Origin of the sequence: Deinococcus marmoris DSM 12784 (assembly GCF_000701405.1) — a bacterium.
Classification (GTDB): domain Bacteria; phylum Deinococcota; class Deinococci; order Deinococcales; family Deinococcaceae; genus Deinococcus; species Deinococcus marmoris.
In genome coordinates this window covers 1-19,260 of record NZ_JNIV01000035.1, presented here as the reverse complement: position 1 = coordinate 19,260, position 19,260 = coordinate 1, and the positions used below count along the sequence as shown (strand labels likewise).

Here is a 19,260-nt window from a genome sequence, read left to right as displayed (position 1 = left end):
AGAGGGCGAAGTTGTGACGTGGACGCAATCCCTGCTGATTAGCCTGGAGTTATGAGCAAAACTTCATTCCGCAGATTTTCTTATCTGGAATACGAAATAGAGATCATCAGGGAGCGCAGAAATTTACCAATCGTCTTGAAGCTCGAACCCAGGCTCGGCATTGAGGTCCGCTACGGCCTGAAGTTCGACGGTCAGATGACGGACTGGAGTGGTTTCGTCGAAGCCGCGAACGATGAGTCGTCCGCAAACAATCTCGCGGAGATGGGCGTGCATCGGGCGCGGGCGCTGAGGAAAAACGAGCGGGTTGGCATCGTCTCTCCCGCAGCCTGAGCAACCTGTCACGGTCTAGCTCTCCGAATAACTGGCGGCAAGTCCACCCACGCCGGACAGTCGCCAAAGCACTCGCGGCTCAAACCCAGCTCGTGCAGGTAGAACGAGTCGCCCACCAGCGGACGGGTCCACGCTGGCTCAGGCAGTGGGTCAGCCGGTTGCGAGGTCTTGGCCAGAGCTTTGGCCCGGCGGATGCGCTGCATTCGCTTGGACACGCTACCACCCCCAGAAACGAAAAAGCCCCTCGCTTAGGAGGGGCGGTATTCCTGCCGCACACGGGCAGGTCTTGCTTTCGGGATGAACGAAGCCTAGCCCGCCAACTGTCACAGGGATATGACGTTCGTCCTCGCCATAAAAAAACGCCCCGGAGGGCGGCGGATAAACACGTCTTGGACTCTCTTAGCATACCTGCCCACCAGTGCAGAATTCAACCTGCTGACACTGGGCGTGCAACTCCATCACGGCTTGCCGCAGATCGCCGTTGCGCCGGGGGGCCAGTTGCACTGTGCCGCTGCTGTGGGCTGAGAACACGTCACCCAGACGGGTACCGGTCACGTAGCCATGCCACGCGTGGGCCAGATTGGGCGCTGTCGAGCCGTCCAGGGCCAGGGTAAACAGTGCCTCCACATCATCCGGCGGCGAACCCGCTCCCCGCAGTTTCTGGCGCAGGCGGGATGCACGGGCCACCCGGTCATAGCCCCACAGTGCCAGCAGCCGCTCGTAATCCACCCGGAACAGGCGCAAGGTCTGGGACGGGCCAAATTCCGAACCGGGCACTGTGACTTCCAGGTAGGACGGGCCGGACACACTGCCACTGGGCTGACCTGTCGGGGCCTGGGCCTGCAAGATGCTGGGCTTCGTGGCGAGAGGCGTCCAGTCCCGCTCTCCCTGATGCACCGCCCACAGCGCGTGGGCCAGGGCGTTGGCCGCCATGCGGGCGGCGTCACGCTGACGGAGCTGACCGGTCACGGCGTTCTGGCGCTGGGAGAGTTCACGCTGCTGCTGGGTGGGACTGGACGCGGGCGTGGCCTCCCCTAGTTGTCCGGCATACCAGCGGGTCAAGGGATCATTGCCCGGCGGGTTGCGTTTGTCCCTCATGGTGGCTTTTGCGGTCTGGGCCAGTTCAGTAGCCACGGCGGCACGCACGTCGACCATGACCTGCACCACTCCGGCATAGATGGACCGATCTTCTTGCTTGGCGGACTGGGCCAGGATCAGCAGCGCACGGCGGGTGGCCGCGTACCCGTCCGGGGTCCTGGGGCGCAGCTCGGCCAGGGCGCGGGCCTGCTGGGGTGGGTTGGGCTGGCGGGTACGGGTGGTTGTGGTCACTGGGTAACCTGCGAGGTCAACTCGTGCAGGCGCTCCGGAGTGCGCTGGACTTCCCCGGCCAGTTCCAGCGCGGCCAGGATGGCTTGCAGGGCAGCCAGCTTCAGGCCGCACCCGCTCAGTCGGTTGATCAGCATGGTCTGGCTCATAGGCCTCCCGTGGGCATGCAGGGTGTTGATCACCAGCACCATCAGAGCGGGATCTGGCGGATGGGCAGGCGGAGTCAGAGGCGGCAGATCACGCGGCAGAGTCGAGATCCCCTGACCAGCGCGGGAGGGGCGCGGCTTACAAGTACCCGACGTGGGCGGGGTCCAGGTGGGCAGGTGGTAACAGCCCGGCTCACTCCGCAGCAACTCCCCCTGGACGTACAGAAACTTCATGGCATTGCGGGCAAATTCAGGCGGCCAGCCCAGGGCGGCGCTGACCTGCGCCGGGGTCCAGCTCCGGTCTGGGCCAGCGCAGATGATGGCGAGCACGGCGTCAGAACGGGTCATGCCTTCGCCCGCTGGCGCTCATAGCGTTTGCCCTGGCGAACTTGCAGGGTCACACTGACTCTCCCCGCCTGCCAATGCAAAATTGAACCATGATTTGCCGTGATGAAATTCTCGCTGTCGCTCGCAGGTTGAGCCGAGAGCGCACCGACGGGACCTTTACGGCCCACGAGATCGTCGCCGCCATGCGCGAACGCGGCACCCATCATCTGGACACCACCATCCGCCGTCATGTGGCCACCGAGATGTGCAGCAACGCCGTCGGCCCAAAGGCTGGGAAATACAACGACTTGGAACGCGTAGGACACGGCAGATTTCGTCTGCTCTGACCTCACGCCTTCCCCCCCTGCCGTGCGAGGCGATCATGCAGCAGGCCGACAATCCGCCGCGCTTCAGTCACCAGCGCCAGCGCCTGGGCCGGATCGCGCAGGACGTGGACGCGGATGCCGTACAGGTCCCGCAGTTCGGCGTGCTTCTCCACCTGGGCGTCGCTGAGCTTGCCAGTCACGGTCTTGGTCTCCACCAGGGCGGCCAGGCACAGCGGCGTGCCGGGCAGGGCCAGCAGGTACGTCATGTCGGGAAAGCCCTGCGGGATGTGGGAACGCGGAACACGGCCACGGCCACGGATGACCATAGCGGCGTCCGTTTTGACTGGGTACCAGTTATGGCGGATCAAGATGTCGCTGATCTGCGCCTCAGTCTCTGCCTCAGTGAGGGGCGGCATATCAGTCCGCCGCCTCTTGCATGGCCACACTCAGGTTCGCCAGCGCGATGGCCCGGCTAAAGGGAGGCGGTACCGCGTTCCCGCACATCTTCACCTGCGCCCGCTTGGGCAGGGGCTTGCCGTTACGCAGAAAGTCAATGCGGTAGGTCTCGGGGAAGCCCTGCGCCCGGTACAGCTCGCGGGGTTCGAGCATCCGCATGCCGATGTCGGTGATCACGTAGGTCTCGCCGTCCACCTGCACCAGCACGAGCTGGCGGCCATGATCGGCGTGGGGTTCGAGCTGCGCGCCCAGGTGTTCGGTCAGGAAGGCGTAGACCTCCCAGGCCCGCTCCAGTTCCTGCTGGGTCAGTCCGCTGCGGCCCACAGCAGTCAGGGCCAGCGATTTACCGCCGCCCGTGGTCATGATGGTGGGAATCGGAGCATCGGCAGGAACTGCGGTACCGGTGCCGAACTGGCGCACGATCTGCGCGGTGGTCAGGGCGAAACGTTCCACGGTGGACAGCGCCTGGGCGGGCTTCCCCACATGCTGCGCGGTGGCCGTGCCGTTGTACTGAACAAGCTGAGCGGTCAGCACGTCATGCGGCTTGCCCTGGCTGGTGATCGTCTTGACGGGACCGTCTGCCGGGTACGGCGCGGTCTGGGGCTGGCAGTGGCCCCCGTTCTGCCGGACGAGCTGGGCCGTCGCCAGCGCCTTGCTGGCCTTCGTGACCAGGGTGGACGTGGGCGCATCTACCGGGTAGGTACAGCGGGACCGCTGGTTGTCGATCTTGACGATGGTGGCCGCCGTCAGGGCGTGGCGGTTGCCGCCGCTGGTCTGGGTCTTGATGGGTGAGCCGATCTCAGAGCCGCGCGTCTCGCCCTGCTTCTTCTCGCCGTAGAAGGTGGTGAGCTGGCAGACCGCCAACCTTGTGCCGTTGCCGTCTGTGGTGACCGTGGGGCTGGGCACGTCCACCGCCTGGGCGCGTGGGGCCTGGCCTTCCCGTTCGCTGTACCGGGGGGCCAGCGCCGCCGTGACCAGATTCAGGTGGTTGTGCTGGGTGGTCACGGTGCGGGCGGGTTCGTCTACCGCGTCGGCGGGCTTCTGGCCATGGTTGTGGCGGACCACCTGGGCGGCCACCAGGCCATGTGCGTCATGCGCTGCGGTCAGGGTCTTCATGGGTTCGTCTAAGCCCTGGCCCCGGAAGCCGTCGCCCTGATGGTTGCAGGTGACCACGAAGGGGCGCGCGGCCTGCAAGGTGTAGCGCAGGATGCCTTGGGCGATCCGGCGATTCGTCGCCACCACGAGAGGCTTCTTGCGGGTAAAGATCGAGGGGCAGGAGATGGCCCAGTCGATGCACTGCGCGGCGGTCAGCCAGGGCGACAGCTCCCCGGACACCACGCGCGGATCAGTGGGCTTGCCGTGGCTGACTTCTGGCCAGGTGATCGGCTGGCCGTCACGTCGGGCCACGATGAACAGCCGCTTGCGGGAGGTGGGTGCGCCGTACTCGTAGGCCCGCAGCTCGCGCCACTGCACCTGATAGCCCTGGCGGGTCAGGGCGTTCACCCAACTGCGGAAGGTGCGCCCGCTCTGCTGGGGGCAAGGGCGGCCATCGTCGCCCAGCGGCCCCCAGGTCTTGAATTCCTCCACATTTTCAACCACGATCACGCGCGGCTGCACGGTGGCCGCCCAGCGCAGCGCCACCCACGCGAGGCCCCGGACTTCCTTGTTGACCGGCTTGCCGCCCTTGGCCTTGGAGAAGTGCTTGCAGTCCGGCGAGAACCACGCCAGCGCCACCTTACGGCCCGCCGTGACCTGCCGGGGGTCCACCTCCCACACCGATTCGCAGAAGTGCTGCGTGTGCGGGTGGTTGATGCGGTGCATGGCAATGGCTTCTTCGTCGTGGTTGATGGCGATGTCCACCGGGCGGCCCAGCGCCTGCTCCAGCCCGGTGGACGCGCCGCCGCCGCCCGCGAAGTTGTCGATGACCAGCTCGCCCTCGGCGATCACGGCCCCAGCGGTCAGACCCAGGTAGGGGAACAGGGGCGCGTAGGGGGTGGGGTGCTTTTGCTTCATCCTCACCACCGGCTCTTTTCGCCGCTCACCCGGAAGTTGCGCCCGTGGTCCATCTGGATGATCTCCAGCGGTTGCAGGCGGCCCAGGTTGCGTGCGCCCAGATGCTTGGCCAGTTCGGCGGCAGTCAGGTTCGTGGTCACGATGCACGGCTTGCGGGCGTTCTGCCGGTCCTCCAGCGCCAGGTACAGCAGGCGGCGTTCCACAGTGGCGGTATCGGTCTCGCCTGCGCCCAGGTCATCGAGAACCAGCAGATCGGGGCGGATCATCAGTTCCAGCGCCGCCCGCTCGGTGATGCCTGCGCCGCTGCCCTGGTAACTCTCGCGCACGTCCAGCGCCAGACGGCCCAGATTGACCACCAAGGCGCTGAAGTTGACGGCCAGCGCCGCCTTGGCAGCCAGCACGGCCACCTGCGTTTTCCCGCTGCCAGGAGGTCCAGTCAGCACCAGGCTGTCGTTTCCAGTGATGATCTCGCCGATATTTGCGGTGGCCCGCTCGAGGCGCGGGAAGGGGGCCAGCGTGGTGTCCAGTCCGGCCCACTCCAGATCCAGATAGCGGGCGGCGATGCCAGCAGCGGTCAACCGTTCGCGCAAGGTCACTTCCCGGCGGGCGGCGGCGCAGCGGGGGCAGGGGGCTGCAACGCTGTGGCCCGGTTCGGTCTCGACTTCAATCATCCCAGCAGCGCAGGAACGGGCGTGCTGTTCGTCGGTCAGCAGGGCGGGGTCTGTCTTCCAGCGGTCCAGATCGGCGCTGGTGGGCAGGACCGGGGCGCGGCTTCCCGAGGCGGCCAGTTTGCCCAGCACCTTGTCCAGACTGGTGGGTTCCCGGCGGGTGGGGGTCTGAGCGCGGGCATTGGCGCGGGCCTGGTCCAGGTAGCCGTGGGCGGCCTCGGCCAGTTCGGGGGTCATGGCGGGGGTGGTTGCAGTCATTTGCGGCCTCCGGGCAGGGGATTCAGGGGGGCGGCGGCCATCAGTTCGGCCATGCTGAGCGTCGGGGCAGCGAGGTCAGGAATGGCGTCTGGGGAGCGGGACCGCCACGCCTCGGCACGGGCGAAGACCTTGCCGGGCACCAGGTTGTCGAAGCCGTAGCGGCGCTCCAGCCAGAAGGGGTCACGGGCCACGTCACGGGCAGCGTCGGTCACGGTCTGCACCGCTTTTTCCACATCCTCGCCGCAATCAGTCAGCAGCTTGCGGACGGACTTCTTGCGCCCGTCGTTGACGGTTTCCACCTGTGGCAACGGCGCGCAGTGGGCGTTCCAGGCGGCGATGATCTGCACGTAGGCGGTCTGCCGGACGGCTGGCCGGGAGTTATCCACAAGTTTTTCCACAGGCCCCGCCGCGCCGCCCGGAACATTTTCGGGGGACGTGGCGTGATCGCTCTGGGCGTTCGCCTGCTGACCGGGTGAACCGGGAACCTGAGACACACCTGGGGCGTTGGTTTGCGGGTCTACATCTGGGGTACCGGTCTGAAGGGCGCTCACCGTCGCGTCAGCGACGAGTGTTTTTTCTTTGGCTCTTCCTGGATTCCAGGGAGCTGAGAACGCTCTGGTAAACTGTCGGCATGCTGAGTTTGATTCAGCTCCTGGACGATGAAAAATGCTTCGAAGTCGTGCGGGAACTCCGTTGGCCCGGTGGCGTGACATGCCCGCACTGCCACGCACGGCATGTCGTCAAACAAGGCCGGGATGACACCCAGCGGTTCAGACAGCGATATCGCTGTCTGAATTGCCAGCGGAAGTTCGATGACTTGACTGGTACGGTCTTTGCCGGCCACCACCAACCCCTCCGGCAGTGGGTGGCCTGCCTCTATCTGATGGGCCTCAATCTGAGCAACCGCCAGATTGCGCATGAACTCGGCCTGAACGAAGATGATGCTCAGAACATGACCCGAAGTCTCCGGCAAGGCGTGGTGGACGCCTCCACCACGCCCACCCTCGCCGGCACGGTCGAGATCGACGAGGTGTATCTGGTGGCGGGCCATAAGGGACAAAGCGATCTGGTGAAAAAAAATCTCGGCCTGGCCGCAGACGACGTTTGAAGGGCAAGCGAGGACGCGGCACTGCCGCGTCCGACAAGCCACCAGTCCTAGGCATGATTGAGCGAGGTGGGCAACTCGTTCTCCAGCTCTGCGCCAACGTTCAGCAGCACACCATTCGGCCCCACATCTTGACCGCCATCCAGACAGGCAGCGTGGTCAATACTGATGAGTACGCGATCTATGCCCGGTTGCCTGGCTGGGGATTTACGCATGTCACCGTGAACCACGGTCGCGGCGAATTCGCCCGCGATGACGACGGTGATGGCGTGAACGAAGTTCACGTCAACACCATAGAAGGCGTGTGGAGCTTGCTCCGCTCGTGGTTACGGCCCCACAGAGGGATTTCGCAGAGGTGGTTGCCCCTCTATCTCGCCTTCTTTCAAGCGATGCACAACATCCGTTGTCGTGGTTTTTCGCTGTTGGAGCCGATGTTAACCTTGCTTCTGATCGCAGCTCCCCGGAACGCAGGATGAGCCTTTTCTTTTTGTAGGTTCTGTGTAGGTTCTGAAGTAGGTTCTGACTTAGTTGTGGGGTCCGCCGTGCGACTAGCTGTGGGGTTTGTCCGCGTACTGCCGTGGGGTTTGTCCGTTTCCAGTTGTTGGGTTTCCCCATATCTTGCTGTCGCGTTCTGGCTTTCAATCGCCAGGCGTTCCAGGGCAGCCCCCACCTCTTCACGGTTGGCCCGGTAGTGGTTGCGGGCTGGAATTCCAGCCCGCTTGACCTGCACCATCGCCCCGCAGGTGCGGACGCAGCGGCGCACCTGATCCGGGGTCAACACCAGCTCGTCATGCCACTCCTCGTGGGTCTTGTGGAACCAGCCCTCCGGGTTCGTGGTGCGGTCTCCCCAGTACAGGCACTGCGCCAGGAACGCGGCGGCGGTGTGGTCCCCCAGAATGCGGATGAAGGGGACAGGGGTGGGGATGGTGTTCTGGCGGCCCATGAACTGCAACACCAGGTCCATCGCGGTGTTCCTGCTCACGGGCCCACCTGCCCCGTCCGCACCGCGGTCTGCCCAGCCACCGTCAGGCGGTAAGGGCAGACATCCTTGCGGTCAAACTCCGGGGTGACGTGCATCAGGTCCTGCTGGATCAGCGCGATCACCTGGGCGCGGTCCCCCTCGTTCAGCGGCTGCCGACGCGCCACGCGGGCCAGGATGTCCGAGGCCGGTTCGGTGATCGGCTGGGGGGCTGGCGTCTGTGCTGCTTTGTATGCTGCTTTGTATCGCTCGCGCAGAGTGATCAGAGTGTTCGGCTCGATCTGCCACAGGCCCTGATGGCTGGGGCTGCGGTCCGCCACAGGCGGGTCAATCGGCACGAAGTCCGCCAGCACCCAGCCGAAGTCGCCGACAAACCACGGATCGTCGCTGGTGGTCACCACGTCCACCAGCCGGGCCACACCGAAGATGCCAGGCGTGCAGAAGTTCAGCAGCTCTTCATCGCTGAAGCCCACGCCCGCGTCTGGATCTTCAAAGACCTCGCCCACCCAGCGCAGGGCGGCCTGAATCTCGTCCAGGTACTTTCGCTCGCCGGATTTGGGCAGCGCGCCACCATGCAGGGCCAGGAGCTGCCCCACCATCGCTTTGGGCGGGGTCCAGTCGCGGTTCTCCAGGCGCTTGGGTCCATCGTCCAGCAGGAACATCTGCGGCCAGGGGTGGCGCAGGGTCAGACCACGAATCTGAGCGGTCATGACTCCGCGTCTCCCAGCAAGGCGTTCCCCGTGTAGGCACGAATTTGCAGGCGCAGGAAGCGCACGCCTTCCTCGTACTGGTTGCTGGGCAGGTCACGGTAGCTGGCCAGACCGAAGCGGTCCTTGAACAGCCGCCACGCCCGCCGGTAATCGCCCATGACCTGCCCGAGCTGCTGCCCCAGCTTGTAAATGGTGCCCACCTTCTCGCTGGTGATCGGCGCGGTGTCCAGCCGGTACTCGATGGCCGACACGCGGGTTTCCTGCGCTTCCAGCGACTCCAGCATCTGGCGGGCCAGTGTCAGGGGCGAAGCAGGCAGCGCGGGCGTGGCCAGCTCGGCGCGGCGGGTCTGGACCGTGAAGTAGGTCTGAGCGGCAGCGATCTCAGCCTTCCGGGGATCGCCGTTCATCGCAGTCAGGTAGCAGGCGTAACGGGTCAGATGATGATCCAGCACATCGCGGGTTGCCCCTTTGCCCGCCTCGATCATCTTGCTGGCTCCGACAAAGTGATCCCGGCTGTCCTGCCCACTGTTGTCGCAGGCGGCGCGGGCGCGTTCCATGCTCTCGGTGAAGTTGCGCCAGGTGTCGTAACCGAGAACGGCCTGCAAGTCGCGGGCGCTCCAGAACTCGCTGCCGTCCGGGCGAGCGCGGCGGATGGACTCGAAAACGCTGGTGTTGGGATTGGCGGGGGTCAGTGTCATAATGGAATCCTCGGAACAAAAGAACGAATGCGCTGACCTGGATGGAGGTCAGCGCAGCTTCATTTACTTAGGCTGGCCGTACAGAACAGTCAATGCACCGTCAAAAGTGTTACGAAGACTGGCAATGATCTTCGCCACTGCCTTCTCGCGGGCTTTGCGCAGATCGTCATGCACCGACAGCAGCAGGAAGCGCTCTTTGTCGTGGTCAAACTCGACATAGACCTTCACGGCGTACTCCTCATCCCGGTCTTCAGGGATGTCGTACACAGGTGGGGTGAACACGATGTACTCGGGAACGTCGCGGCCCTGCTCGGCTTCCACTTTCTTGACGATGCGGCGGTCCAGCCCCTGCGAGCTGGGCGTGACGCTGCTGGTGCCGTCGCTGCTGCTGGTCATCCGCAGACTGGAGAAGGTGGGAATCACCGTAGCGTCCACGTAGTAGCTGAGCTGGGTCCGCAACACGCGCACCAGCTCGCGCTGCGTCATGGGCGTCGTCTGCTGCCAGTCGCTGAGCAGCTTGAAGGCGGGGTGCGTCGGCAGGGGCAACGTGGCAGTCCAGCGCTCCACATCGGTTTCCTGCACCAGCGTCACGCCGTTGTCGTGGACATACAGGGTGTGCGCGTGACCGTCTTCCACGCCCTCACTGGCGGCGCGGGTCAGGCTGTCGAGGTCAAAGACCTGCACGTTCTGGAAGTCCAGCGGCGCGCGGTGCTTGACCAGGCCGCCGTCCGGGTTGCGGGTGAAGTACACGCCCTGGCCCTCGGCGGCGGCAGTCACGATGGGTTCAGCGTCATGGGTCAGGCGTTCAATTTCACGGATGGCACCGGCATCGAGGTTCGTCATCTTAGTTTCCTTCCTTCCGGGTCACGAACAGCCCTTCCTGCGCGAAGACGGCGTGGATTTCCGGCTCGCCGTCTTCGTTGACGCCGGGCGAGACATTCAGGAACTCGGCTCCGGCAGAGCGGGCGGGCGTGCTGACGGCCACCTGGGCGGCGATACCGATGGTGTTGAGCGTGTCGCTGGCGGCGTTGTCCAGGCCCTTGACCTGGGCGGGCTTGAGGGTGAGCTTGATGGTCACGGTGCGGGGCTTGTCGAGGCCGGGGCGGCGTTCGCAGTCGTGCATGGCTTCGCCGATGGCGCGGTCAATCGCGTAGCCGATGGCCCCGGCTTGCAGGTTGCCGATGGTGTCGTGGGTGAGCTTGGATGCGGTCATGGGTGGAACCTCCAAAGAAAGGGCTGGGCGAGTGGGCGGCGAAGGGCGGGTTAGGGCGAGGGGCCGCTCACAGTTCGTGCAGCTCGTAGGTGGTCCGTCCCAGCACATCCAGCGAGGGCGGCAGATGCTGGCGGTTGATCTTGGCCAGGACGTGTTCAGCCACCTGACGGCGCTGGCGCTCCTGCTGTTCCAGCTCCATCGCCATATCCAAGGCGCGGCGCGTTTCGGCGTGGTCCAGGCATTTCAGGTACAGCAGGGCGGCCAACAAGGCCATGCCGCTCAGGCTCAGGGCGAACAGGTAAGCCATCACAGCCCCAACTCCCGCACCTGCACGCGCACGCTTTCCATGCCCTTAATCAGGCTCAAGCAGTCGGCATGGTCCGGGTGATCCGGCCCCAGCGCTGCGGCCTTCTCAACCCAGAAGTTGCGGCATTCGTTCAGCTCGGCAGCCAGTTCGTTGCGAGGCAGATTCCACCTCCGGCTGTGGTCTTCCAGCACCTGCCCAGTGCTGCGCCGCCTGACCACCAGCACGCCGCAGCGGCCCATGTCATGAAGCTCAATGGCTTCTGGGCTGATCTGCGTGGGCCGCAGGCTGTGCAGGTGCTGGCACTCCGGGCAGACAGGCAGCTCCAGACGGTACGGGGCGTGGCAGTTCGGGCAGTAGGCGGAGGGGTGGTATCCCGATCCGATGGCGGGGAGACGGCGGGTGGTCATGTCGTCCACCGGACCAGCACGCCTGCCGCCCGCTCGGCCTTCAGGCCCCGGATGATGAAGGGCAGTCCGGCGCAGGCCAGGGCAACCCCCAGCACGGATGGGCCTGCCAGAGAGGCCAGCGCCCACAGCAGGGCAGCGAGGATGAACCAGCGCTGGTAGCCCTTCACGCGGCCACCCCCATACTGTTCAGTTCCATTCGGCAGGCGCGGGCGATCCGGTCTGCCCGGCGGGCACGGGTGCGGCGTTCAGGGGTGCAGGGGTCAGCCGACAGTTCGGAAGCCAGCGCCAGCGTGTGCAGGCGGCGCAGGCGGACGAGGCGAGAGCGGGCGGGAAAGCGGATCATGCCGCACTTCCAATCCGCACGGGCAGCAGCGCCGGGCCGGTCACGGGGTTGTAGACGTTCAGTCCGGCCAGCTTGGGCGCGGCCAGGGCCACCAGTCCGGCCACCGTTTCGTCCAGCGTGGTCCAACTCCCCTGTCCGGTCAGGCTGTAGCGCACCGTGGCGCGGCCCGTGGTCTTACTGCGGCGCTCGCTGCGGATCAGGGCGAATTCGTAAGCGCGGCCCGTGTGGCGGCGGGTGACGGTGAAGTCGATAGGTTCGGTCTTGCTGGTGCCGAAGCGCCCCCGCCATTCCACGGCGTAGTCTTCGCCGGCAAACGTGATGACTTTCTGCGGTTCCAGCGGGTTGAAGGGGCGCTGCTGGACGCGGGCGGTGGTGTGGGCGGTGGCCAGGCTGGCCATGAAGCGGTCAAAGATGCGGCGGGGATCGGGTGCTAGAATGGTCACAGGAAATCTCCTTTGTAGGTGGCCGCGCGGATCAGGCGCGGCCTTTTCGTATTGCCTTCAGGCGCGGGTTTGCGCCGTGTTGCCGAGGGTGGTGGAGCCGTACTTCTGGCGCTGGGCTTCCTCGCGCATGGCGATGAAGCGGTCCAGTTCGTTGCCGCTGATGCGCTTGCTGCGGGCGTCGGGGTTGGAAGTGACGGTGAAGGCCAGCAATTCGCCGTCCGCTACCAGTTGCCGGATCACGTCCTTACTGACGCCCAATTGCTCAGCGGCCTCGTCGTAGGGGTAAGCACGGCGATTCATGCGGATACCTCCAGAGCGGTTTCAGCGTTATAACGCTTAGACTCGCCAAAAAAAGAGCGGCCCAGTGCGGTACACAGCTTATCGGCTGTGGACATCCGAGGGTCTAGGATTCTGCCCTGCTCAATGGCAGAGATAGTCTTGACGCTGACCTCTCCTTCGGTTTCAGCGGCTAACCGCTCTTGCGACCAGCCCTTGCCACTCCGGGCTTCGGCCAGCCACACTCCGAACGTTGTCTGCGTCATGCCAATATCCTACCATCATAATGGTAGCTGTCAAGCCCTCTTAGCGTCATGCCGTTTGGATATTGGGAACCACACTCATACCATCTGCGTAGTACCACCATGATGGTAACGGCAATGACTATGACGACACGCAGACCTACCCCAAAGCAGAAGCCAGAATGGGCTATTGCCGTTGAGCTGCGCCGTACACGCCTCCAGATGTCTCAGGAGCTGATGGCTGAGAAGGCGGATATGTCGCAGTCCTACTACTCAGAAATCGAACGCGGCGCACGTCCGCTGCCGACTCTGACCCACCAGAAGCTAATGAATCTCGCCCGCGCCCTCTCTTGGTCACTTGCGGAGATGCAGCGCGCTACCGGTATCGACCTTGGCATGGCCGAGGCGACGCTGGTGGGTGAAGGCAGCGCAGACGTTTACCCACTGAGCGCTGCCCTCTCACCGGCCAACCCTGGCCCCGCCGTCGATCACGAGATGGTGACCCCTGGCGTCTCGCGCCCGCTGCTGCTCCGGGCGGACACCGATGAGATGCAGGGCACCTCTCAGGCCAGCATCCGGCCCGGCTCCAGCCTGCACGTGGATCTGGACCGGACCGAATTGCAAGAAGGACTGGTGTACGTCATTGCCGACGGCGAAGGCGTCCACGTTCGTCTCTACTCCACCACGCGGCTGGGCGCAGTGTTCCGCGCCGAGAACCGCGTGTATGAGGACATTCCCGCCAGCGAAGCCCAGGTGATCGGGCAGGTCATGGCCGTGACCACCGACTATTCCCCTGACCTGAATTAAGGAGCTGCCCTGTGTCCCAGTCCTATTTTTTGCCTCGCCGTTCTGTTCCACACAAAGCCGCCGTGCTGGGTTTCATCAGTGCGGGAAGTCCAGCCGATCCTGACCCCTTCCGGCGTTCTGAACGCTTGCCGATTCCGGCCCCCTTTCGTCGCTTCGGAATGTTCGCAGCCCAGGTGGAAGGCGACAGCATGACGCTGAAAGACGGGGCGGGGATCGTGGCCGGGTGCTTCGTGCTGGTGGACGCGCGCGACGTGATGACGGACCGGGGCCATGTCTATGCCTTCCAGGTGGAAGACGGTTCTCTGGTGGTCAAGCGGCTGGACCTGCACCAGGGCCGCCCCGCGATGTACAGCGACAACGCCCGGTACCCGCCCACGCCTCTGGACCGCAGTGTGCGCAACCTGGGGCGCGTGTACGCCTACAGCCTGGACGGACGGCACTGGACGCCCACCAAGTACCGGGGGCGGGACTGATGTATCTCATTTATGTAGACGACTACGGCAATACTGGGGACCGTCTTGATGATCCTGATCAGCCACTGTTCAGTCTTCATGCTTCGTTTGTGGCGACGCAGTCTGGGGGATGGAATTATCTGGAACGCGAAATCATGGAAGTGATGCGGGAAGTGCAGGCGTTGGCCCGCGCTTATGACTTGCCCCCGCCTGAGCGTGTGCATATGGTTGATCTGTATCAGCGCAAAGGGAAGGTCTACCGCCAAATCAGCATTGATCAGACGTTTGCCTGGATTGAGCGGATTCTTGAGGCGATGCGGCACGCTGAGGTGCTGCACCGACACATCATTATGGACAAGCCGATGATACGGGCAGGGCAAGCGGTTCGGCATTCCACAGGCGAGTATGCCAACGTACATGAACAGCGCACCTGCCAGACCAAAGGCCCAAATTTCTTTCCCGCTCCGCTGTATGACGCGACGCTGCCACGCCTGCTCTGGGAAATTGACCTCAGCCTTCAGGAGTTAGACGCTTATGGAATGGTCTTCCTGGACCAGCAACAGGGTTATGAAAGCCTGGAAAAGCTGAACGTCTACCGCGTGTTGCGTCATCACGGCATGCTCAAGCGGCTGCTTGAAGCCCCGATTTACCGTGATGGACGGTTCAATACCATGCTCGCCGTCCCAGATATCGCTGGTTTTATTACTGTGGGGCTTGAGGCTGACCAGTTGCACGTCCCGCCGAAACGGCGGCCAAAGCTGGAAGAATGGCATGACGAGTACGTGCTGCCATTCGGTGCGCCGACGACAATGCCCGGATGGTTTCAGGCAACGCGTGAATCGGAATTCATGACTGGGATGTTTGACAATTTCCGCAAGGCCAACGATTTTCATGTGATTGAGGCGATGGACTATCTCAGCTTCTCAATCCTCAAGGCCATGCCAAAAACGTACAAACCCCCGTCCGAGAACGGGGGCCTGTCGTAATTATGATACGCCAACAGCGGTGTCCGGTCAATAAAAAGGGCAAGGAGTACCCGGATGGGTAGGGGCAGCAAAAGGGCTACCCACGATCTCCCTGCAACGTCAACAATATATGCAACACCTGTCATTCTTGACAAGACCCCCATGAAGGGCGGGTTGGGTCTGCTGTCATCTGCCATCAGACAACCGGGCAGCAGCCATGGCTAAGAAACGCAGCAACGGAGAGGGAAGCATTTTCAAGATCGCCGACGGCTCCTGGCGGGCCAGCATCACGGTGCGGGTGGACGGCCTGGGCCGCGCCAAGCGCAAAACAGTGCGCGGCGACACCCAGAAGGAAGTCAAGGAAAAGCTGCGCGTGCTGCTGCGCCTGCGTGACGAGAACGCCCTGAGCGATCCGAGCCGCATGACCGTCTCTGAATTTCTGGACACCTGGGTGCGCGACACGGCGGCAGACCTGAAGCCGAGTACCCGCCACCGCCGCGACAACCTGATCCGGCTGTATGTCGCGCCTCACCTAGGCAGCAAACACCTGCAAAAGCTGACGCCGCTGGACATCCAGCAGTGGCAGACCCATCTCCTGAACACGCCGCGCCATGTGGGCAGTCAGAAGCGCGAACCAGACGCGCCACCGCCTCCCAACCTCTCCCCTGCCACGGTGTCCGGGGCCGTGACCCTGCTGGGCACCGCACTGCGCCACGCCCTGCACCTGGGCCTGATCTACCGCAACCCTGCCGAGGCGGTGAAGCGGGTCAAGATCCCCACGCGAGAGTTCACGGTCTGGGAACCTTCCGAGGTGCAGGGTCTAATCGAGGCGGTACTGGGCCACCGGCTGTACGGCCTGGTCTATCTCGCGCTGACCACTGGGCTGCGGCGTGGCGAGCTGTGCGGCCTGCGCTGGTCTGACATCGTGCGCGGCGTGATCCATGTCCAGCAGAGCTGCGTGCTGGTGGGCAACATCGCCACGATGACCACCCCGAAGACGAAGGCCAGTCGCCGCCGGGTACCGCTCTCGCCAGACACGCTGGAAGCGCTGCGCCTGCACCGGGACCGGCAGGCGCGTGAACGGGACGCGGCGGGCGAGGACTGGCGCGATCACGGCCTGGTCTTTCCCACCTCGCTGGGCACGGTTTACCATCCGCGCAACCTACTGCGGGACTGGTACGCGCTGCTGGAGACCCACAGCGTCCGGCGGATTCGCCTGCATGACATCCGGCACACCTACGCCAGTCTGGCGATCTATCAGGGCCTGGACCCGAAGGTGCTGGCGGACCGGCTGGGCCACAGCCGCGCGAGCATCAGCCTGGATATTTACGGTCATGTGTTCGAGGAACAGCGGGACCGGGCGGCCCTGAGCCTGACTCAACTGGTGAGCCGTGACCCGCACGCGGCAGATCCTTTGGCCCCCTGAAATACACCAGTTGCTATTCAGGTTGCTGTTGGTCCAAAACTGAGCTGGTGGGGCAAAAAGAAAAACCCGCTCTGGGAGCGGATTTGTTTGGTAGACCCGAGCAGATTTGAACTGCTGACCCCTACAGTGTCAATGTAGTGCTCTACCCCTGAGCTACGGATCTATACAAAAGGTATGGAATGGGTGTGCGGTTTGGAGGCGCTGACCGGACTCGAACCGGTGGTGGAGGTTTTGCAAACCTCTGCCTTACCACTTGGCTACAGCGCCGCAATCTGGCAGGGCATGTTCCTTGCAAAACGGTCCTCTCCAGCGCACAGAATGTTAGCACGCCTTTTGAAGACTGTAAACTGGGGCGCAGCATCCGGCAGCCCGTTAAAATACGGGCATGAACAAACGTGGCTGGGCAGGAGCGGGCTTGCTGACGCTGGGGCTGCTGGTTGGGCTGGGAGCCTGCGGCGGCGGCCCGGCACAGACACAGGGGGGGCAGCCCAATCCCCTGATCACCGGACGGGTCTGGAATGTGTCCCACCAGGGCGGCGAACTGCTATGGCCCAGCAACACCATGCTGGCCTTTCGCAACTCTGCCGCGCTGGGCGTGGATATGCTGGACACCGACATGCACGCCACGAAAGACGGTGTGCTGGTTCTGGCGCACGACATCACACTGGACCGCCTGACCGATACGAAGGGGAGAATCGCGGACATGACGCTCGCTGAAGTTCAGGCGGCGGACGCGGGCTACACCCTCTCCCCTGACGGCGGCCAGACCTTTCCGTTCCGGGGCCAGGGCGTGCGCGTCGCCACGCTGTCGGAGATGCTGACGGAATTCCCCAATCTGCCGCTGTCCATAGAAATTAAGCAGGTCACACCGAGCCTGGGCGTCCCTTTCTGTAAGGCGCTGCGGGACGCCGGGGCCACAGAGCGCGTGGTGATCTCCAGCTTCAGCGACGTGGCGATGGGCGATTTCCGCGCCGAGTGCCCCGAAGTGCTGACCAGCATGACCGAGAAGGAATTGCGCCCGCTGGTGCTGCTGAGCAAGATCGGGTTGAGCGGACTGGCCCCCGTACCCGGAAAGTCAGCGCAGGTGCCGATGAAAGGCGGCGGCATCACGGTGGTCACGCCGTCCTTCGTGAAGGCCATGCACCGCCGGGGCGTGTCCGTGCAGGTCTGGACCATCAACGACGAGGCCACCATGCGCCGCCTGATCGGGATGGGCGTGGACGGGATTCTGACCGACGATCCGGTGTTGCTGAAACGGGTGCTGGAAGAGGAAAAAGGGACCGGGAAGTAACCTCCCAGCCCCTCTCCCCTCAAAACCCTGTTCAGCCCCAGGTGACGGCTCCATAGGTCTGCTCACGGGCCGGGCCGCAGGAGAAGATCACCACGGGGCAATTCACAGTTTCCTCGATCAGATCAAGGTATGCCTGGGCCTCTCTGGGCAGGCTGTCGCGGCTGTCTGCGCCGTCGGTGGTGGCCCAGCCGGTCATGTTCTTGTAGACGGGCTGGCCGTCCGCGTCGTAGGCCGTGCAGACGGGAATGCTGTCCAGGCCCGCCAGAATGTCCATCTTGTTGATGACCAGACCGTCCAGACCGTTCACGTCCACGGCGTATTTCAGCAGTGCCAGATCCAGCCAGCCCACACGGCGGGGGCGTCCGGTGGTGGTGCCGTACTCGTCCCAGGGCTTGCTGCCATCGCCGCGCAGGCGCAGGATGCCTTCATCGTCCAGCACTTCCGTGACGAAAGGACCATGACCGACGCGGGTGTTAAACGCCTTGGCAACGCCGTAGACCTTGTTCAGCGCTTTGTGGTTGACGCCCGCGCCCACCAGGATGCCGCCCACGGTGGGGTGGCTGCTGGTCACGAAGGGGTAAGTGCCGTAGTTCAGGTCCAGCAGGGTGGCCTGCGCGCCCTCGAACAGCACGTTGCGGCCCTCGGTGATGGCCTGCCGCAGTTGCGCCCCAGTGTCCTGCACGAAGGGCAGCAGCGCCTCGCGGGTGGGGGCCAGGGCGTCCAGGGCCACCTCCACCGAAGTCCAGCCCGCGTCATGGGTGCTGTTGGGCTTGGCTTCCAGCAGGCGTTCCAGGCGTTCGCGCAGCACCACGTCGTCGGCCAGATCGCCGAAGCGCAGGCCCACGCGCCGGGCGCGGTCCGCGTAGGCCGGGCCGATGCCGCGCCCGGTGGTGCCCACGAAATCCTTGCGCCCATCCACGTATTTGTGGTGCGGCAACACCAGATGGGCGCGGTCACTGATCCGCAGTTCCGGGTCGATGCCCGCATTCATCAGGTTCTGGCGTTCTTCCAGAAACTTGTCGGCGTCGATGACCATGCCGTCACCCAGGATGCTGACCGCGCCGGGATGCAGCACGCCGCTGGGCAGCAGGTTCAGCTTGAAGGTCTGCCCCTTGGCGGTCACGGTATGCCCGGCATTCGCGCCGCCCTGAAAGCGCACCACGAACTCCGCCTGAGGGGCCAGGAAATCGGTGATCTTTCCCTTGCCCTCGTCGCCCCACTGCGCCCCTAAAATTGCAATTCCAGGCATCTCAGCCCCTCGGCCATGCGCGCAGACTTGCTTCCCTTTGCCCGAAACTGAACCCGAATACGGACTCAGGCGGCAAAAAAAAGCACGGCGCACGGCACCGTAATTCAGCTTAACGGATGACGGCCAGGGTGGGGTGAGGTTGTGTAGGGGTAGGTTGACTGGTCGTGTTCAGTACTGGACAACTTGATGTTGACAGTGTTCTGAACGGCATTTTTGCCGTTTGGGCATTTGATCGTAGTCTGAAACGGCAGTAGGCGGCTTCCTGAAGCTGTGAAACAAGAAGAAGCCGCCCAGATCGACGCTATCAAGTTCGTCCAGCTCCTGAAAGAGCGCTTCCCCTTCTTGCGCCGCGATACCCTGCAACGTGCCCAGGATGCGATATGTGCGCTGATTGAGCAGCGCTCCACCAATCAGCAGCAGTGGTCCCAGGCCATGCCTGGGACTGGCTCCCCAGAAGCCAAGAAAAAGCGTCTGGGACGGTGTATACAGGATCCGCA

Annotated in this window: 29 protein-coding genes, 2 tRNA genes and 1 pseudogene; 10 read left to right on the top strand and 22 right to left on the bottom strand. The window is 64.0% G+C overall.

Features of this window, described 5'->3' with window-relative positions:
- The first annotated feature begins 51 nt into the window (after positions 1-51).
- Positions 52-330 carry a hypothetical protein gene (locus tag Q319_RS0110270; RefSeq protein ID WP_029482335.1) on the top strand — a complete coding sequence of 93 codons (279 nt, stop codon included), beginning with the start codon at positions 52-54 and terminating at the stop codon, positions 328-330.
- A gap of 8 nt (positions 331-338) precedes the next feature.
- On the opposite strand, the gene Q319_RS27045 is transcribed toward Q319_RS0110270, so the two are convergent.
- From Q319_RS27045 to Q319_RS0110260, 3 genes are all read right to left on the bottom strand, one after another.
- Complete coding sequence (locus Q319_RS27045; protein WP_156039280.1) at positions 339-545, bottom strand: hypothetical protein; 207 nt, start codon at positions 543-545, stop codon at positions 339-341.
- A gap of 184 nt (positions 546-729) precedes the next feature.
- Positions 730-1,659 (bottom strand): hypothetical protein, encoded by a 930-nt coding sequence (locus Q319_RS0110265; protein ID WP_029482334.1) that lies wholly within the window; start codon positions 1,657-1,659, stop codon positions 730-732.
- Positions 1,656-2,150 (bottom strand): hypothetical protein, encoded by a 495-nt coding sequence (locus tag Q319_RS0110260; RefSeq protein ID WP_029482333.1) that lies wholly within the window; start codon positions 2,148-2,150, stop codon positions 1,656-1,658. Before Q319_RS0110260 ends, Q319_RS0110265 begins: the two co-directional genes overlap by 4 nt.
- Before the next feature lie 89 nt (positions 2,151-2,239).
- Here Q319_RS0110260 and Q319_RS0110255 point away from each other — a divergent pair, with 89 nt between their 5' ends.
- A complete protein-coding gene (locus tag Q319_RS0110255) occupies positions 2,240-2,476 on the top strand; it encodes a DUF7669 domain-containing protein (protein ID WP_029482332.1) in 237 nt (78 codons plus the stop codon).
- A gap of 2 nt (positions 2,477-2,478) precedes the next feature.
- Here the strand turns inward: Q319_RS0110255 and Q319_RS0110250 are convergent, their stop codons facing one another.
- From Q319_RS0110250 to Q319_RS0110230, 4 genes are read right to left on the bottom strand one after another with little or no spacing between them, the layout of a single operon-like run.
- Complete coding sequence (locus Q319_RS0110250; RefSeq protein ID WP_029482330.1) at positions 2,479-2,871, bottom strand: VRR-NUC domain-containing protein; 393 nt, start codon at positions 2,869-2,871, stop codon at positions 2,479-2,481.
- Between the two features lies 1 nt (position 2,872).
- Positions 2,873-4,924 (bottom strand): DNA cytosine methyltransferase, encoded by a 2,052-nt coding sequence (locus tag Q319_RS25520; RefSeq protein WP_051655277.1) that lies wholly within the window; start codon positions 4,922-4,924, stop codon positions 2,873-2,875.
- 2 nt (positions 4,925-4,926) lie between these two features.
- Positions 4,927-5,850, bottom strand: a complete 924-nt coding sequence (locus tag Q319_RS0110235; RefSeq protein ID WP_029482328.1) for an ATP-binding protein — start codon at positions 5,848-5,850, stop codon at positions 4,927-4,929.
- On the bottom strand, positions 5,847-6,401 hold the full coding sequence (locus tag Q319_RS0110230) for a hypothetical protein (protein WP_029482327.1): 555 nt from the start codon (positions 6,399-6,401) through the stop codon (positions 5,847-5,849). Before Q319_RS0110230 ends, Q319_RS0110235 begins: the two co-directional genes overlap by 4 nt.
- Positions 6,402-6,481: 80 nt before the next feature.
- On the opposite strand from Q319_RS0110230, the gene Q319_RS28230 reads away from it, so the two are divergent.
- Positions 6,482-6,958, top strand: a complete 477-nt coding sequence (locus Q319_RS28230; protein WP_211252344.1) for a transposase — start codon at positions 6,482-6,484, stop codon at positions 6,956-6,958.
- A complete protein-coding gene (locus Q319_RS29105) occupies positions 6,955-7,431 on the top strand; it encodes an IS1595 family transposase (protein WP_211252343.1) in 477 nt (158 codons plus the stop codon). Before Q319_RS28230 ends, Q319_RS29105 begins: the two co-directional genes overlap by 4 nt.
- Here Q319_RS29105 and Q319_RS27040 read toward each other — a convergent pair.
- The 12 genes from Q319_RS27040 to Q319_RS29100 all read right to left on the bottom strand — a co-directional run bounded on the left by Q319_RS27040 (position 7,338) and on the right by Q319_RS29100 (position 12,597).
- Entirely contained in the window at positions 7,338-7,937 is a 600-nt protein-coding gene (locus tag Q319_RS27040) for a hypothetical protein (protein WP_156039279.1), read from the bottom strand. The two genes, Q319_RS29105 and Q319_RS27040, sit on opposite strands and share 94 nt — an antisense overlap.
- The gene (locus Q319_RS0110205; RefSeq protein ID WP_029482319.1) at positions 7,934-8,644 is read right to left on the bottom strand and encodes an ASCH domain-containing protein; all 711 of its coding nucleotides are present in this window, start codon (positions 8,642-8,644) and stop codon (positions 7,934-7,936) included. Before Q319_RS0110205 ends, Q319_RS27040 begins: the two co-directional genes overlap by 4 nt.
- Positions 8,641-9,342, bottom strand: a complete 702-nt coding sequence (locus tag Q319_RS24425; protein ID WP_051655276.1) for a BRO family protein — start codon at positions 9,340-9,342, stop codon at positions 8,641-8,643. Before Q319_RS24425 ends, Q319_RS0110205 begins: the two co-directional genes overlap by 4 nt.
- A 63-nt stretch (positions 9,343-9,405) precedes the next feature.
- Entirely contained in the window at positions 9,406-10,185 is a 780-nt protein-coding gene (locus tag Q319_RS0110195; protein WP_029482316.1) for a hypothetical protein, read from the bottom strand.
- Between the two features lies 1 nt (position 10,186).
- Positions 10,187-10,555, bottom strand: a complete 369-nt coding sequence (locus tag Q319_RS0110190; protein ID WP_029482314.1) for a hypothetical protein — start codon at positions 10,553-10,555, stop codon at positions 10,187-10,189.
- A gap of 67 nt (positions 10,556-10,622) precedes the next feature.
- Positions 10,623-10,862, bottom strand: coding sequence for a hypothetical protein (locus Q319_RS0110185; RefSeq protein ID WP_156039278.1), 240 nt, complete (start codon positions 10,860-10,862; stop codon positions 10,623-10,625).
- Positions 10,862-11,269, bottom strand: coding sequence for a hypothetical protein (locus Q319_RS0110180; RefSeq protein ID WP_156039277.1), 408 nt, complete (start codon positions 11,267-11,269; stop codon positions 10,862-10,864). The genes Q319_RS0110185 and Q319_RS0110180 overlap by 1 nt, the downstream gene beginning before the upstream one ends.
- A complete protein-coding gene (locus Q319_RS27035; protein WP_156039276.1) occupies positions 11,266-11,436 on the bottom strand; it encodes a hypothetical protein in 171 nt (56 codons plus the stop codon). Before Q319_RS27035 ends, Q319_RS0110180 begins: the two co-directional genes overlap by 4 nt.
- The gene (locus tag Q319_RS0110170) at positions 11,433-11,612 is read right to left on the bottom strand and encodes a hypothetical protein (RefSeq protein ID WP_029482310.1); all 180 of its coding nucleotides are present in this window, start codon (positions 11,610-11,612) and stop codon (positions 11,433-11,435) included. The genes Q319_RS27035 and Q319_RS0110170 overlap by 4 nt, the downstream gene beginning before the upstream one ends.
- Entirely contained in the window at positions 11,609-12,055 is a 447-nt protein-coding gene (locus Q319_RS0110165) for a hypothetical protein (protein ID WP_029482308.1), read from the bottom strand. Before Q319_RS0110165 ends, Q319_RS0110170 begins: the two co-directional genes overlap by 4 nt.
- Positions 12,056-12,112: 57 nt before the next feature.
- Complete coding sequence (locus tag Q319_RS0110160) at positions 12,113-12,355, bottom strand: excisionase family DNA-binding protein (protein ID WP_029482307.1); 243 nt, start codon at positions 12,353-12,355, stop codon at positions 12,113-12,115.
- On the bottom strand, positions 12,352-12,597 hold the full coding sequence (locus tag Q319_RS29100; protein ID WP_029482305.1) for a helix-turn-helix domain-containing protein: 246 nt from the start codon (positions 12,595-12,597) through the stop codon (positions 12,352-12,354). The genes Q319_RS0110160 and Q319_RS29100 overlap by 4 nt, the downstream gene beginning before the upstream one ends.
- A gap of 48 nt (positions 12,598-12,645) precedes the next feature.
- Here Q319_RS29100 and Q319_RS0110150 point away from each other — a divergent pair, with 48 nt between their 5' ends.
- From Q319_RS0110150 to Q319_RS0110135, 4 genes are all read left to right on the top strand, one after another.
- On the top strand, positions 12,646-13,380 hold the full coding sequence (locus Q319_RS0110150; protein WP_081845979.1) for a helix-turn-helix domain-containing protein: 735 nt from the start codon (positions 12,646-12,648) through the stop codon (positions 13,378-13,380).
- A gap of 11 nt (positions 13,381-13,391) precedes the next feature.
- Entirely contained in the window at positions 13,392-13,853 is a 462-nt protein-coding gene (locus Q319_RS25515) for a S24 family peptidase (protein ID WP_051655275.1), read from the top strand.
- Positions 13,853-14,818, top strand: a complete 966-nt coding sequence (locus Q319_RS0110140) for a DUF3800 domain-containing protein (RefSeq protein ID WP_029482301.1) — start codon at positions 13,853-13,855, stop codon at positions 14,816-14,818. The genes Q319_RS25515 and Q319_RS0110140 overlap by 1 nt, the downstream gene beginning before the upstream one ends.
- Positions 14,819-15,014: 196 nt before the next feature.
- Entirely contained in the window at positions 15,015-16,223 is a 1,209-nt protein-coding gene (locus tag Q319_RS0110135) for a tyrosine-type recombinase/integrase (protein WP_029482300.1), read from the top strand.
- Positions 16,224-16,311: 88 nt separating this feature from the next.
- Here the strand turns inward: Q319_RS0110135 and Q319_RS0110130 are convergent.
- Together Q319_RS0110130 and Q319_RS0110125 are read right to left on the bottom strand one after the other, a co-directional pair.
- A tRNA-Val gene (locus tag Q319_RS0110130) sits at positions 16,312-16,386 on the bottom strand.
- Between the two features lie 30 nt (positions 16,387-16,416).
- Positions 16,417-16,490 (bottom strand) — tRNA-Cys (locus tag Q319_RS0110125).
- Positions 16,491-16,608: 118 nt separating this feature from the next.
- Here Q319_RS0110125 and Q319_RS0110120 point away from each other — a divergent pair.
- Positions 16,609-17,514, top strand: a complete 906-nt coding sequence (locus Q319_RS0110120) for a glycerophosphodiester phosphodiesterase family protein (protein ID WP_029482299.1) — start codon at positions 16,609-16,611, stop codon at positions 17,512-17,514.
- 31 nt (positions 17,515-17,545) lie between these two features.
- On the opposite strand, the gene Q319_RS0110115 is transcribed toward Q319_RS0110120, so the two are convergent.
- A complete protein-coding gene (locus Q319_RS0110115; RefSeq protein ID WP_029482298.1) occupies positions 17,546-18,763 on the bottom strand; it encodes an adenylosuccinate synthase in 1,218 nt (405 codons plus the stop codon).
- Positions 18,764-19,033: 270 nt separating this feature from the next.
- Between Q319_RS0110115 and Q319_RS0110110 the strand changes: the two are divergent.
- A pseudogene (locus Q319_RS0110110) lies at positions 19,034-19,260 on the top strand (IS4 family transposase); the annotation flags it as partial.

Excerpts from the sequence above, each read along its gene's own strand:
- Q319_RS0110270 (WP_029482335.1), top strand. The coding sequence starts at position 52 with ATGAGCAAAACTTCATTCCGCAGATTTTCTTATCTGGAATACGAAATA.
- Q319_RS0110260 (WP_029482333.1), bottom strand. The coding sequence starts at position 2,150 with ATGACCCGTTCTGACGCCGTGCTCGCCATCATCTGCGCTGGCCCAGAC.
- Q319_RS0110255 (WP_029482332.1), top strand. The coding sequence starts at position 2,240 with ATGATTTGCCGTGATGAAATTCTCGCTGTCGCTCGCAGGTTGAGCCGA.
- Q319_RS0110250 (WP_029482330.1), bottom strand. The coding sequence starts at position 2,871 with ATGCCGCCCCTCACTGAGGCAGAGACTGAGGCGCAGATCAGCGACATC.
- Q319_RS25520 (WP_051655277.1), bottom strand. The coding sequence starts at position 4,924 with ATGAAGCAAAAGCACCCCACCCCCTACGCGCCCCTGTTCCCCTACCTG.
- Q319_RS0110235 (WP_029482328.1), bottom strand. The coding sequence starts at position 5,850 with ATGACTGCAACCACCCCCGCCATGACCCCCGAACTGGCCGAGGCCGCC.
- Q319_RS28230 (WP_211252344.1), top strand. The coding sequence starts at position 6,482 with ATGCTGAGTTTGATTCAGCTCCTGGACGATGAAAAATGCTTCGAAGTC.
- Q319_RS0110205 (WP_029482319.1), bottom strand. The coding sequence starts at position 8,644 with ATGACCGCTCAGATTCGTGGTCTGACCCTGCGCCACCCCTGGCCGCAG.
- Q319_RS24425 (WP_051655276.1), bottom strand. The coding sequence starts at position 9,342 with ATGACACTGACCCCCGCCAATCCCAACACCAGCGTTTTCGAGTCCATC.
- Q319_RS0110195 (WP_029482316.1), bottom strand. The coding sequence starts at position 10,185 with ATGACGAACCTCGATGCCGGTGCCATCCGTGAAATTGAACGCCTGACC.
- Q319_RS0110190 (WP_029482314.1), bottom strand. The coding sequence starts at position 10,555 with ATGACCGCATCCAAGCTCACCCACGACACCATCGGCAACCTGCAAGCC.
- Q319_RS0110185 (WP_156039278.1), bottom strand. The coding sequence starts at position 10,862 with ATGGCTTACCTGTTCGCCCTGAGCCTGAGCGGCATGGCCTTGTTGGCC.
- Q319_RS0110180 (WP_156039277.1), bottom strand. The coding sequence starts at position 11,269 with ATGACCACCCGCCGTCTCCCCGCCATCGGATCGGGATACCACCCCTCC.
- Q319_RS0110170 (WP_029482310.1), bottom strand. The coding sequence starts at position 11,612 with ATGATCCGCTTTCCCGCCCGCTCTCGCCTCGTCCGCCTGCGCCGCCTG.
- Q319_RS0110160 (WP_029482307.1), bottom strand. The coding sequence starts at position 12,355 with ATGAATCGCCGTGCTTACCCCTACGACGAGGCCGCTGAGCAATTGGGC.
- Q319_RS29100 (WP_029482305.1), bottom strand. The coding sequence starts at position 12,597 with ATGACGCAGACAACGTTCGGAGTGTGGCTGGCCGAAGCCCGGAGTGGC.
- Q319_RS0110150 (WP_081845979.1), top strand. The coding sequence starts at position 12,646 with ATGCCGTTTGGATATTGGGAACCACACTCATACCATCTGCGTAGTACC.
- Q319_RS0110140 (WP_029482301.1), top strand. The coding sequence starts at position 13,853 with ATGTATCTCATTTATGTAGACGACTACGGCAATACTGGGGACCGTCTT.
- Q319_RS0110135 (WP_029482300.1), top strand. The coding sequence starts at position 15,015 with ATGGCTAAGAAACGCAGCAACGGAGAGGGAAGCATTTTCAAGATCGCC.
- Q319_RS0110120 (WP_029482299.1), top strand. The coding sequence starts at position 16,609 with ATGAACAAACGTGGCTGGGCAGGAGCGGGCTTGCTGACGCTGGGGCTG.
- Q319_RS0110115 (WP_029482298.1), bottom strand. The coding sequence starts at position 18,763 with ATGCCTGGAATTGCAATTTTAGGGGCGCAGTGGGGCGACGAGGGCAAG.